The organism is Brevundimonas sp. BAL450, from assembly GCF_015767455.1.
Lineage (GTDB): Bacteria > Pseudomonadota > Alphaproteobacteria > Caulobacterales > Caulobacteraceae > Brevundimonas > Brevundimonas abyssalis.
The window spans coordinates 49346-61187 of record NZ_JADWOW010000041.1 but is presented as its reverse complement, the minus strand read 5'-3'; the positions used below and the strand labels follow the sequence as shown (position 1 = coordinate 61187).

Annotated in this window: 14 protein-coding genes and 1 other RNA gene; 10 read left to right on the top strand and 5 right to left on the bottom strand. The window is 67.9% G+C overall.

Annotation, left to right across the window (positions count from 1 at the left end; genetic code table 11):
* Positions 1–75: 75 nt before the first annotated feature.
* A complete protein-coding gene (locus IWC96_RS04165) occupies positions 76–687 on the top strand; it encodes an EF-hand domain-containing protein (RefSeq protein ID WP_196838393.1) in 612 nt (203 codons plus the stop codon).
* A 48-nt stretch (positions 688–735) separates the two neighbouring features.
* Here IWC96_RS04165 and IWC96_RS04160 read toward each other — a convergent pair whose 3' ends face one another.
* Positions 736–1470 (bottom strand): SDR family oxidoreductase, encoded by a 735-nt coding sequence (locus tag IWC96_RS04160; protein WP_021698220.1) that lies wholly within the window; start codon positions 1468–1470, stop codon positions 736–738.
* A 190-nt stretch (positions 1471–1660) separates the two neighbouring features.
* Here IWC96_RS04160 and IWC96_RS04155 point away from each other — a divergent pair, with 190 nt between their 5' ends.
* Positions 1661–2500 (top strand): AraC family transcriptional regulator, encoded by an 840-nt coding sequence (locus IWC96_RS04155; RefSeq protein WP_021698221.1) that lies wholly within the window; start codon positions 1661–1663, stop codon positions 2498–2500.
* 58 nt (positions 2501–2558) lie between these two features.
* Positions 2559–3794, top strand: a complete 1236-nt coding sequence (locus IWC96_RS04150; RefSeq protein ID WP_231378844.1) for a S41 family peptidase — start codon at positions 2559–2561, stop codon at positions 3792–3794.
* Here IWC96_RS04150 and purT read toward each other — a convergent pair.
* The 3 genes from purT to tkt are packed head-to-tail and all read right to left on the bottom strand — an operon-like array spanning position 3784 to position 7812.
* On the bottom strand, positions 3784–4983 hold the full coding sequence (gene purT, locus IWC96_RS04145) for a formate-dependent phosphoribosylglycinamide formyltransferase (protein ID WP_200865123.1): 1200 nt from the start codon (positions 4981–4983) through the stop codon (positions 3784–3786). The two genes, IWC96_RS04150 and purT, sit on opposite strands and share 11 nt — an antisense overlap.
* On the bottom strand, positions 4980–5837 hold the full coding sequence (locus IWC96_RS04140) for an alpha/beta hydrolase (protein WP_045319278.1): 858 nt from the start codon (positions 5835–5837) through the stop codon (positions 4980–4982). Before IWC96_RS04140 ends, purT begins: the two co-directional genes overlap by 4 nt.
* A 25-nt stretch (positions 5838–5862) precedes the next feature.
* Positions 5863–7812, bottom strand: a complete 1950-nt coding sequence (gene tkt, locus IWC96_RS04135; RefSeq protein WP_045319281.1) for a transketolase — start codon at positions 7810–7812, stop codon at positions 5863–5865.
* Between the two features lie 151 nt (positions 7813–7963).
* Here tkt and IWC96_RS04130 point away from each other — a divergent pair, with 151 nt between their 5' ends.
* The 6 genes from IWC96_RS04130 (at position 7964) to IWC96_RS04105 (ending at position 10711) form a co-directional block, all read left to right on the top strand.
* Positions 7964–8221, top strand: coding sequence for a hypothetical protein (locus IWC96_RS04130; RefSeq protein ID WP_021698226.1), 258 nt, complete (start codon positions 7964–7966; stop codon positions 8219–8221).
* On the top strand, positions 8221–8529 hold the full coding sequence (locus IWC96_RS04125) for a cell division protein ZapA (protein ID WP_021698227.1): 309 nt from the start codon (positions 8221–8223) through the stop codon (positions 8527–8529). Before IWC96_RS04130 ends, IWC96_RS04125 begins: the two co-directional genes overlap by 1 nt.
* Positions 8530–8576: 47 nt before the next feature.
* Positions 8577–8738, top strand: a non-coding RNA gene (ssrS, locus tag IWC96_RS04120) — 6S RNA.
* Between the two features lie 34 nt (positions 8739–8772).
* On the top strand, positions 8773–9393 hold the full coding sequence (locus tag IWC96_RS04115; RefSeq protein ID WP_021698228.1) for a 5-formyltetrahydrofolate cyclo-ligase: 621 nt from the start codon (positions 8773–8775) through the stop codon (positions 9391–9393).
* Positions 9394–10215, top strand: a complete 822-nt coding sequence (locus tag IWC96_RS04110; protein WP_021698229.1) for a TIGR00282 family metallophosphoesterase — start codon at positions 9394–9396, stop codon at positions 10213–10215.
* A gap of 49 nt (positions 10216–10264) precedes the next feature.
* A complete protein-coding gene (locus IWC96_RS04105) occupies positions 10265–10711 on the top strand; it encodes a hypothetical protein (RefSeq protein WP_148291529.1) in 447 nt (148 codons plus the stop codon).
* A 44-nt stretch (positions 10712–10755) separates the two neighbouring features.
* Here IWC96_RS04105 and IWC96_RS04100 read toward each other — a convergent pair whose 3' ends face one another.
* A complete protein-coding gene (locus IWC96_RS04100) occupies positions 10756–10935 on the bottom strand; it encodes a hypothetical protein (protein WP_196838392.1) in 180 nt (59 codons plus the stop codon).
* 122 nt (positions 10936–11057) lie between these two features.
* Here IWC96_RS04100 and IWC96_RS04095 point away from each other — a divergent pair, with 122 nt between their 5' ends.
* The gene (locus tag IWC96_RS04095; protein WP_021698231.1) at positions 11058–11831 is read left to right on the top strand and encodes a YebC/PmpR family DNA-binding transcriptional regulator; all 774 of its coding nucleotides are present in this window, start codon (positions 11058–11060) and stop codon (positions 11829–11831) included.
* Positions 11832–11842 lie beyond the last annotated feature (11 nt).

The window sequence follows — 11842 nt, the reverse complement described above, 5'->3', positions numbered from 1 at the left end:
ATATCCCCGCAAGGCGCGTGGTTCATCAGGTCGTATCCGCGCCCTTTCGAAGGCGCATTCAACGGGAGACCTCTCATGCGCACAGCCGCCGCCATCGCCGCCCTCATGCTTATCGCCCCCGCCGCCGGGGCGCAGGAAGCCGAGAACCGCACCGAAACCCGCGTCATGGTCCTGAACGGAGCGGGCAGTGAAGGCGGGCTGGACCGCGACGGCGACGGCTATGTCACGCGCGAGGAGTTCCTCATGCCCATGATGACCGCCTGGACGCGCATCGACGCCGAGGGCGCCGGGCGCGTGTCCACCGAGGCCCTGGCGCAGGGCGTTCGCGGGGGCGAGGGCGGCGACCGTCACGTCTTCATGTTCCGCTCTGGCGAAGACGGCCCGATGGAGTGGCATGGCGAGGGCGGGCCGGTGATCATCGAACGCTCGGACGGCGAGACCCGCGTGGAGGTGCGCCGCATCGTACGCGGCGGCGCGAGCGGCGGCGAGCACGGCCCGCGCATCATGATGCTGGGCGAGGGGTCGGACGCCATGGACACGGATGGCGACGGCCGCGTGTCGGAGGCCGAGTTCCTGGCCCGCATGGGCGAAACCTTCCGCCGCATGGACGCCGACGGCTCCGGCTATCTGGAAGACGGGGAACACGGGCAGCACAGGATGCTCCGCCGGGAACGCAGGGAGGACTAGGCGACGTACGTCGAGGGCGAGGATATGGCGTCCTCGCCCTAGACGGGATCAGACCGTGGTCGCGGTCGGGCGGACGATGATCTCGCTCACGTCCACCTCGGGCGGCTGTTCAATGGCGAAGCGCACCGCGCGGGCGATGGCCTCAGCCGGGATCGCCTTCTTGCGGTATTCGTCGATGAAGGCGGCGGTGTCGGCGTGGGTGATGGTCTCGGCCAGCTCCGACACGGTCACGCCCGGCGACACCACCGACACCCGCACCTTGTCCGTCTCCTGACGCAGGGACTCCGAGATCACCCGCACCGCGAACTTGGTGGCGCAATAGACCGACGCGGTCGGCAGGATCTGGTGCCCGGCGGTCGAGGCGATGTTGATGATCTGGCCCTCGCCCTGCGCCTCCATGATCGGCAGCGCCGCCGCGATGCCGTGCAAGACGCCGCGGATGTTGACGTCGATCATGCGGTCCCACTCGTCGACCTTCAGGGCGGCCAGCGGCGACAGCGGCATGACGCCGGCGTTGTTGACGATCACGTCCACCCGGCCGAAGCGCTCGCGGGCCGCCTCCACGAAGGCCTGCACATCCTCGCGCGAGGTCACGTCCAGGGTGCGGGCCATGGCCTCGCCACCCGCCGCCTCGATGTCGGCCTTCAGGGCTTCGAGCCGGTCCAGCCGCCGCGCGCCGATCACCAACCGGGCGCCGGCCCCGGCCAACTCGCGGGCGATCGCTTCGCCGATGCCGCTGCTGGCCCCGGACACGAGCACCACCTTATTCATTGCTTCCGTCATGTTTGCCTCCTTGGTCTGACGAGACCGGGATAGGGCGTGGACATGCGGACGCGTTAGAATGGTCCTTTCGGATTCTTGCACGATCCTCCACTGTGCGGCATGGCCCGTTGCACCCGGCATCTGGCGGTGGAATGCAGGGAACATGGAGCCACTCGCCTCACTGATCGCCCGACACACGCCCGGAGACGGCATGTTCGATACGGCTGTTCCCGGCATGGCGCTCATTCGGCAGGGGCAGCCGACAGAACGGATTCCCGTTCTGCATCAGCCGGCCGTATGCATCATCGCCCAGGGCGCCAAGGTGGTCATGCTGGGCGAGGAGACCTATCGCTACGACGCCGCATCCCACCTTGTGGTGTCCGTCGACCTTCCACTGACCGGCCAGGTGACCGAGGCCTCGACCGAGCGTCCCTACCTCTGCCTGCGCATCGACCTGGAGCCGGCGGTCTTGATAGACTTGATGGCGGCCCGCCCACCCGCGCCGGGCGGCGAAGGTTCGCGTGGGGTGCATCTCAGCCGCACCACGCCAGAACTGGCGGACGCGGCAGTGCGCATGGTGCGACTTCTGGACAACCCCGGGCATGCCGCAGTGCTGGCGCCCCTGATCCGACGCGAAATCCACTACTGGCTGCTCACCGGGGATCAGGCGGGCGTCGTCCGTCAGATCGGCGCGCCCGACAGCCGCCTGTCCCATGTGACCCGCGCCATCGCCTGGATCCGCGACAATTATGATCGTCCGTTCAGCATCGAGGCCCTGGCCCGCGAGGTGGGCATGAGCCCCTCGGCCCTGCACCAGCATTTCAAGGCGGTGACCGCCATGAGCCCCCTTCAGTATCAGAAGCAGATCCGTCTCCAGGAAGCCCGCCGCCTCATGCTGAGCGAGGCCTGCGACGCCCAGGGCGCGGGCTTTCAGGTCGGTTACGATAGCCCCTCCCAATTTTCGCGAGAATACGTCCGCCTGTTCGGGGCGCCGCCCGCACGGGACGCGGCGCGGCTGCGCGTGGAAGGGATGCCGGCCGCAGTCGTCTGATCCGCCCCTCAACTTTGCAGTTCCCGACCATATACGATGTGTCTAGCTTGACCGCATGATGCCGTGCATCCGCCTGTCCCCGATCCTGATCGGCCTGACCGCCCTGGTGCTGGCCGCGTGCCAGAGTGCGCTGCCCTATGTGCGGTCGGGCGAGCCGACGCCGGCGCCGGTGGTGGTGGCGGACGGGTCGGCCGAGCGGCGGGCGGTGAACGAACAGGTCTATGACGCAGCGACGGCCTGGGTGGAACAGCTGTTCTACCGTGCCGACTTCAACGGCGTGGACTGGCCCGTCGTGGCGGCCCAGCGGCGCGAGGCGGTGGTCGCCCAGGCCGACGAGTTCGCCTTTTATGACAGCTTCAACGAGGTGCTGGAGGTGCTGGACGACCGGCACACCAACGCCATGGCGCCCCACCGCCGCCAACGAAACGAAGCCATCGAGCGGGGCGACCATCACGCCAGTTATGGCATGGCCCTGCGCTGGTCGCCGGACGGCTGGTTCGTCCATTCAGTGCGCGGGGACGGCTCGGCGGTGGAGGCCGGGGTCCAGATCGGCTGGCGGCTGGAGACCCTCAACGGACGACCGCTGGAAGGTGCGGCCCCGCCCGCCGACGGCCGCGTGGACGAGGCGGTGTTCACCGACGAGCATGGCGCACGCCAGGTCAGATCCCTGACCGGGGAGATCCTGCCCGCCGAGCCGCGACGCACCGTGGAGCGCCTGGACGGCGGCGTGATCTATGTGGCCTTCGAGGATTTCGACGGCCCCACCGCCGACTGGGTGCTCGAGCAGTTGGCCATGGCGGCGGCCGAGAACCCGTCCGGCGTCATTATCGACCTGCGCGAGAATGACGGCGGCCAGATCAACGCCATGCTGCGGATCATGGGCGGGCTGATTGAGCGGAAACAGACCGCGGCGTTGCGCACCGGACGCCTGATCGATTTGCGCTATGAGGCCGAGCCCGCCGAGGCGCCCTGGCTGGGGCCGCTGGTGATCCTGGCTGACGGCGGTTCGGCCAGCGCATCCGAGATCTTGGCCGCCGCGCTTCAAGAATCCGGGCGCGCGGTGGTGATGGGCGAGCAGACCACCGGCATTGTGGTTCTGTCCAACACCCTGAACCTGCCCGACGGCGGGCGGCTCAGCGTAGGCGTCCACGAATTGCGCACGCCGTCGCGTGTGGTGTTGGAGGGACGCGGCGTGATCCCCGACGTGGAGATCGTCCCCACTCTGGCCCAGCGGCGCGCGGACGAGGACGTGATCCTTGCGGCGGCTGTGGCGCGGCTGGCCGCTAACCCCTGACCGGCTTGACCCTGGAGGCGGCTTCGCGCGCCCGGTCGCGAGCCTGATCGGTGGTGTCGCCCCGGGCAAGGGCCACGCCCATGCGGCGATGCTCGAAGCTCTCGGGCTTGCCGAACAGGCGGATGTCGGCGGTGGGCACGGACAGGGCGTGGTCGACGCCCTCGAAGGCGATGCCCTGCGCGTCCATGCCGCCATAAATCACGGCGCTGGCGGCGATGTCGGTGCGGCTCACGTCCACCGGCAGGCCCAGGATGGCGCGGGCGTGGATGGCGAACTCGCTGAAACGCTGGCTGGCCAGCGTCACCAGCCCCGTGTCGTGCGGTCGGGGCGATACCTCGGAGAACCAGACCTGATCGTCCTTCACGAACAACTCGACGCCGAACAGACCGAGGCCGCCGAGCGCGTCGGTGACCTCGCGGGCTATGTCCTGCGCAGCGGTCAGGGCGGCGGAGCTCATGGGCTGGGGCTGCCAGCTTTCCACATAGTCGCCCTTGACCTGACGATGGCCGATGGGGTCGCAGAAATCGGTGACCACCTGTCCGTCGCGCAGGGAGCGCACGGTCAGCAGGGTGATCTCGAAATCGAAGTCGATGCGCCCCTCGACGATCACCCGCGTCGTCTCGACCCGGCCGCCGGACTGGGCGTAGGCCCAGGCGTTGGCGCAGTCCTCCAGCGCCTCCACATAGCTCTGGCCCTTGCCGGACGAGGACATGACCGGCTTCACGAAGACCGGCAGGCCGATGCGGTGAGCCGCGTCCGCAATCTCCATGGCCGAACCGGCGAAGGCGTAGGGGCTGGTGAGCAGCCCAAGCTCTTCGGCGACCAGACGGCGGATGCCTTCGCGATTCATGGTCAGTTGCGTGGCGCGGGCGGTGGGGATGATCGTGGCCATGCCCGCCGCCTCGATGGCGGCCAGCACGTCGGTGGCGATGGCCTCGATCTCGGGCACGATGATGTGCGGCGCCTCGGCCATGATGACCCCGTTCAGCACCTGCGGGTCGGTCATGGGGATGACGTGGCTGCGGTGCGCCACCTGCATGGCCGGGGCGTTGGGATAGCGATCAACCGCCACCACCTCGGCGCCCAGACGCTGCAGCTCGATGGCCACTTCCTTGCCCAGTTCGCCCGCGCCCAGCAGCATCACGCGCACGGCGGTGTCGGATAGAGGGGTGCCGATGCGCATGGTCAGTCTCCAGTCTGCGGCGCCGGATACAGGCGTCGGAACGCCTCCAGCGCGGCCCCGTGATAGATGGTGGCGTGGCTTTCGGTCGGGCGCGGCGTGAAGTCCCAGGTCACACCGGGTATGGCGTGGTCCCGCAGATTGGCCAGTAGAACGTCCATGGGCGCCTGCATTTCAGCACCCTCGTCGCCCAACGTCAGGATCAGGGTGCGCGGATCATTGGCGTGATCCCTCAGATGCGCGCCCGCCTGCCGCGCCAGCCGCCCGCCGTCCCACCACAGACTTGGACTGACCGCCACATAGGCGTCGAACATCTGCGGCTCCTTGAGGAAGGTCTCCACCACGAACAGGCCGCCCAGCGACTCGCCCATGAGCGCGGTCTCGCCATTCGTCCGGAAGCGACCCTCGATGAAGGGCTGTACCTCTTCCGCGATGAACCTGCGGAAGCGACCGGACTGCCCCTGCGTCGGATAGCGAGAGATCAGCGCCGGGTCTTCGGTCGGCAGCGCCAGCTCGTTGCGCCGGTCTGCCGAAGCGATCCCGACGACGATCACATCGCGCGACGTGCCGTTGACGGTGCCCAGCTGGGCGATGCCGGAAATGTGGTGGAAGTCCTGAAACGTCACCCCGCCGTCCAGCAGGTAGAGGACGGGATAGGCGGTCGCGCTGTCGTCATAGCCCGGCGGCAGCCAGACGTTGATCTCGCGCGCGGTCCCATAGATCGAGGAGGCCAAGGCGTAGGAGGTCCCGATCACGATGGGCGTCTCGGGGGGCGCCTCAGGGGTCGTCTCCTGCGCGCGCGCAGCGGGCGCAGCCCCGGTCAGGAAGGCGGCGACGACAAGCATCCCCAACAGGCTCCTCATCGTCGGTCTCCCTTGAAGCCGGGCCTTACAGCCGCGCCTTCACCTGTTCCACCACCGCATCGGCGGTGATGCCGAAGCCTTCGTACAGGCGCGGGGCCGGGGCCGAGGCGCCGAAGGACGACATGCCCACAAAGCCACCGTCTTCGCCGATGAACCGCTCCCAGCCCTGCTTGATGGCGGCCTCGACGGCGACGCGGACCGTGCCGCGGCCGATTACGGCGTCCTGATAGGCCTTCGGCTGCTGCTCGAACAGTTCGAAACACGGCACCGAGACCACCCGGGTCGGCACGCCCTGGGCCTGCAGGGTGTCGCGGGCCTTGAGCGCCAGCGGAACCTCGGTGCCGGTGGCGAACAGGGTGGCCTTGGCCTCGCCGTCAGCGGCGCGCAACTCATAGGCGCCCCGGGCGCACAGGTTCTCGTCTGACGCGGTGACGCGCACCGCGTCGGTCTTCTGGCGCGACAGGGCCAGGGCCGACGGGGCGGTGCGGTGCTCCAGCGCCAGCTTCCAGCACTCGAACGCCTCCACCGTGTCGGCGGGGCGGAACACCAGCAGGTTGGGAATGGCGCGCAGGGCGGCCAGATGCTCCACCGGCTGGTGGGTGGGGCCGTCCTCGCCCAGACCGATGGAGTCGTGAGTCAGCACATGCACCACCCGGATGCCCATCAGGGCGGCCAGGCGGATGGACGGGCGCGAATAGTCGGAGAACACCATGAAGGTGCCGCCGTAGGGGATCACGCCGCCGTGCAGCGCCATGCCGTTCATGGCCGCGGCCATGCCGTGCTCGCGGATGCCCCAGTTCACATAGCGGCCGGAATAGTCCGGCGTGTCGAGGATCGGCGTGTCCTTGACGTAGGTGTTGTTGGACCCGGTCAGGTCGGCCGAGCCGCCGATCATCTCGGGGATGCGGCCGAACAGCTCGGTCAAGGCGGCGCCCGAGGACTGACGTGTGGCCTGGGCCGGCTTCGTCTCCACCAGTTCGGCGATCTTAGCGTCGAGGGCGTCGAAGGCGCCGGCGGGCAGATCGCCCTTCATGGCGCGGGTGAAGTGGTCCGCCTGTGGGTGAGCGGCCAGACGGCCTTCCCAGGCCTTGCGCAGCTTGCCCCCCCGGCGGCCCACGGCGCGCCAGGCCTTCTCGATGGTGTCCGGCAGGTCGAACGGGGCGTGATCCCAGTTCAGACCCAGACGGGTGGCGGCCACCTCGGCGGCGCCAAGGGCCGCGCCGTGGGTCTTGTGGCTGCCTTCCATGGTGGCGGAGCCGCGCCCGATCTTGGTCTTGCAGGCGATCAGGGTCGGCTTATCCTGGCGCGTGGCCCACAGCAGGGCGCGGCGGATCTGGCCCTCGTCATGGCCGTCGATGGCCTTGACCGCCCAGCCCGAGGCCTTGAAGCGCGCCAGCTGGTCGGTGGCGTCGGACAGGCGCACCGCGCCGTCGATGGTGATGTCGTTGTCGTCCCACAGCACGGTCAGCCGGTTCAGCTTCAGCCGTCCGGCGATGCCGATGGCTTCCTGGCTGACGCCCTCCATCAGACAGCCGTCGCCGGCGATGACCCAGGTGCGGTGGTCCACCAGATCCTCGCCGAAGCGCGCGTTCAGGTGCCGCTCGGCCATGGCGAAGCCCACGGCGTTGGCCAGGCCCTGGCCCAGCGGACCGGTGGTGGTTTCGGCGCCGGGGATGTGGCCGTACTCCGGGTGACCCGCCGTCTTGGATCCCCACTGGCGGAAGTTGGACAGCTCCTCCTTGGTCACGGCCTTGTAACCGGTCAGGTGCAGCAGGCTGTACAACAGCATCGAGCCGTGGCCCGCCGACAGGATGAACCGGTCCCGGTCCGCCCAGTCCGGACGGCTGGCGTCGAACTTGAGATATTTCGAGAACAGCACCGTCGCCACATCGGCCATGCCCATGGGCATGCCGGGGTGGCCGCTGTTGGCCTTTTCCACCGCGTCCATGGACAGAACCCGGATCGCATCGGCCATCTGGCGCATTGAGGGCTTGGCGGACGGAGTGCGGGTGGTCTGGGGCTCGGCCACGGCGGCGGACCTCTCGAAGAATGAATAGTAAACGGGGGCGGCGCCGCTTTACCCCGACGCGCCTTCGGGTTCTATACGAAAACTGGAGGATTTGAGCATGGCTGACGCCGTCGAGGCCGCACGGGCCCGCATCGACCGTGCGCTGAACGATCTGGAGCGCAAGGTGCGTGAGCTGAAGGCGCGGCCGGCGCACGTGGCCGACGACGACCTGTTCGCACCGCGATCCGGCGGCGCCGCCCCCAATGCCGAGAGCACCGCCCGCGTGGCCGAACTGGAGACCGCCGCCGATGAGGCGTCCCGAGCCCTGTCGCGCGCCGCCGACGAGGTCCGCGCCATGTTGAATGGAGAGGGCTGATGGCCACCGTCACCGTCGAGATCAACGGCCGGCCCTATGGGGTGGGCTGCGCTGACGGGCAGGAAGAGCGCGTGCGCATCCTGGCCAAGCAGTTCGACAACCATGTGCGCGACGTGGCTGCCGACGTGGGCCAGGTGGGCGACATCCGTTTGTTCCTGATGGCCGCCCTGGTGCTGGCGGACCAGCTTCAGGAAGCCCGTATGGGCGAGACTCCCCCCGCCCCCGCCGCTGCGCCCTCCGAGGCCGGGGTCGCCGAGGCTCTGAACGCCGTCGCCGCACGGATCGAGAAGATCGCAGCTGGGATCTGATCCGCCTTGTTGAAGACACCGCTCGCGCCTATCTTGCGCGGTGGCGGGTCATGCTGTGGCTCACGTCGAAGGCAACATATCCTCGCGGCCTTAATTCACTCGAAGGGAGTTGTCCCTGTCCGGGCTCGTGGGCCCGGGCATACGGCGCCCACCTGGTTATCCAGGCTCGAGAGGATCAAACCGTCCTTCACGGCTCTCGCGGCGCCGCCAACCCTTTCCCCCGAAATACGCTAGGCTGGGATCGTGACCGTCAAAGCCGATCTTCGCGCCGCCATGCGGGGCCGCCGCAAACAGGCCGCCGACGCCAACCCCTACGCTGCCGAGCGGCTGGTGGAGCATGTGGGCGCCATGCTGGATGCTCTGTTTTCCAGCACCGGCGACTTCGCGACAGACGCCTCCGACCGAACCCTCACCGCCGCCCTCTATGGCGCGCTGGGCTCGGAGATGGACGCTGCCCCTCTGGCCCGCGCCCTGATGGTTCACGGGCTGGAACTGGCCCTGCCGGTGGTGGTGCGTCGCGACGCCCCGCTGGTCTTTCGCCGCTGGCGCCCCGGCGATCCTCTGGAGCTGGATCAGGCCGGATGCCCGGCGCCGCTGGACCTGGCCGGCGAGATCATCCCCGACCTGATCATGGTGCCGCTGCTCGCGTTCGACGCCGCAGGCGGACGGCTCGGCCAGGGCGGTGGCTATTACGACCGGACGCTAGGGGCCCTGCGTGCAGAAGACCGCATGCCCCGCATCGCCGCCGTCGGCCTGGCCTATGCGGCCCAGGAAATGGACAACCTGCCCATGGACGCCCACGACCAGCCTCTGGATGGAGTCCTGACCGAAGCGGGCTATAGGACCGCGCAAAAGGGTATCTGAATGAGACTGGCTTTCTTCGGCGATGTTGTGGGCAAGTCCGGGCGTGACGGGCTGTCCGATCACCTGCCGGGCCTTCGCCGCGACCTGAAGCTGGATTTCGTGGTGGTCAACGCAGAGAACGCGGCGGGCGGCTTCGGCATCACCGAGAACACGGCGCGTGACATCTTCAACGCCGGCGCCGACGTCCTGACCCTGGGCAATCACTCCTGGGACCAGCGCGAGGCCCTCACCTATATCGTGCGCGAGCCGCGCCTGATCCGACCGGCTAACTACCCGCGCCTGATGGACGCGCCGGGCCGTGGCGCCGACGTGTTCACGACATCGGACGGCCGTCGAGTGTTGGTCATGAATGTGCTGGGCCGGATTCACATGGACCCCATGGACGACCCGTTCAGCGCGGTGGAGCGTGAGCTCAACGCCGCGCCGCTGGGCGTGGTCGCCGACGCCGTGATCGTGGACATGCACTGCGAGGCCACCAGCGAGAAGATGGCCATGGGCCATTTCTGCGACGGCCGCGCCTCTCTGGTGGTGGGCACCCACACCCACGTCCCCACCGCAGACTGCCAGATCCTGCCGGGCGGCACCGCCTACCAGACCGACGCCGGCGGCTGCTGCGACTACGACTCGGTCATCGGCAACGACAAGGAAGAGCCCTTGCGCCGCTTCACCACCCGCCTGTCCGGCGGTCGCTACGTGCCGGCAAGCGGCCCGGCAACCGTCTGCGGGGTCTATGTGGAGACGGACGACCGCACGGGCCTCGCCACGCGCGTCGAGCCGATCCGGGTCGGCGGCCGATTGAGTCAGGCGATTCCGGCCGTTTGATTTTCATGTCATCCATTCGTCCTGACGCCAGTTGACGCAGGAGCTGTCCATGATCGGCCCAACTTCGGAATTCTCAAGCAGACTTACGTTGTCCCGTCTTGTTCTGGATATGGACCCGGTGGTTCAGCTTAATTTGCTCATCTTGGTCGCGTTTGCCTGTCTTTTAATCGTGCTGGCGGCATCAGAAATTCTGACTGAAGGAAGGGTCAAATCCGGCACGCTAGTAACGACGACAACGCTGGCCCTACTAGCTCCCCTCATGGGCGTCTACGCTGCTGCCTACAACCTGATGAACACCTTCATCGGCGGAGCCAACACTGGCTCCGTCAATCTGGCCATTTCTTATGTCTCGTTTGCCGAAAGTGCGTTTTGCATTGGGTTCGGAGCTTTGATTGGGATGTTCGCGCTAGTTGCCAGAATGGCGTTCAAGCTGCGGGAGGCAAGGGACGAGCAGGAGTACGGCGATAGGCCCGAAACCCCTCGCAAGAACCCCTGACAAATCCCATCGAAGGCTCGGACCGGTCCGGCCTCCACGGATCGTCAGTCGTCCAGCCACCCCATGAGCGCCAAGGCGCCGACACCGGTCAGCACGCCCAACGCGAAGGCGGTGACCACTGCGCCGGTGGCGACGGCAGTCGAGACGGTGACGGGCCGGGCCTCGTACCATTCCACGATGTCGGCTTCGTCGTCTTCGTCGATCAGAACGTCTTCGGCGGCCATGTCATCCCTCCAGCTGGCTGATCCAGGTCTAATCCCCGGCCGGCGCACCGGTTCCTTGTTAGGCTGAACGGGTTGCGCTAGATGGCGCCCTTCCCTTTCCGACCCAGATTCCGGGGTTCCGCATGGCCGGCCATTCCAAGTTCAAGAACATCATGCACCGCAAGGGGCGCGCCGACGCGGTGCGCTCCAAGCTGTTCTCGCGCCTGTCGCGGGAAATCACCGTGGCGGCCAAGTCCGGCCTGCCCGACCCGGCGCTGAACCCGCGCCTGCGCCTGGCGGTCAACAACGCCAAGGCCGAAAGTTTGCCCAAGGACGTGATCCAGCGCGCCATCAGCAAGGCGGCCGGCGGCGACGTCGATACCATGGAGGAGATCCGCTACGAGGGCCGCGGCCCCGGCGGGGTGGGCATCATCGTCGAGGCCCTGACCGACAACCGCAACCGCGCGGGGTCGAACATCCGCGCCGCCTTCACCAAGAACGGCGGCGCCCTGGGCGAAATGAACTCCGTCGCCTTCATGTGGGACCGGGTCGGCGAGATCCGCTATCCGGCCGAGGCGGGCACCGAGGACGCCGTCATGGAAGCCGCCATCGAGGCGGGCGCCCAGGATGTGCACAGCGATCTGGTCAAGCCCGACATCTACGAGGATGCGCCCGGCCACACCATCTGGACCGCTTTCGAGGATCTGAACGAGGTGGCCGAGGCCATGTCCAAGGTTCTGGGCGATCCCAAGTCCACCGCCCTGGTCTGGAAGCCCCAGTCCGAGGTTCCGGTCACCGGCGAAGCGGTCGGCACCCTGTTCAAGCTGCTGGACGCCCTGGACGCCGAGGACGACGTGGCCAACGTCTATTCCAACGAGGACATTTCGGACGAGGACGCCGCGAAATACGGGGGCTGATCTTCCTGTAA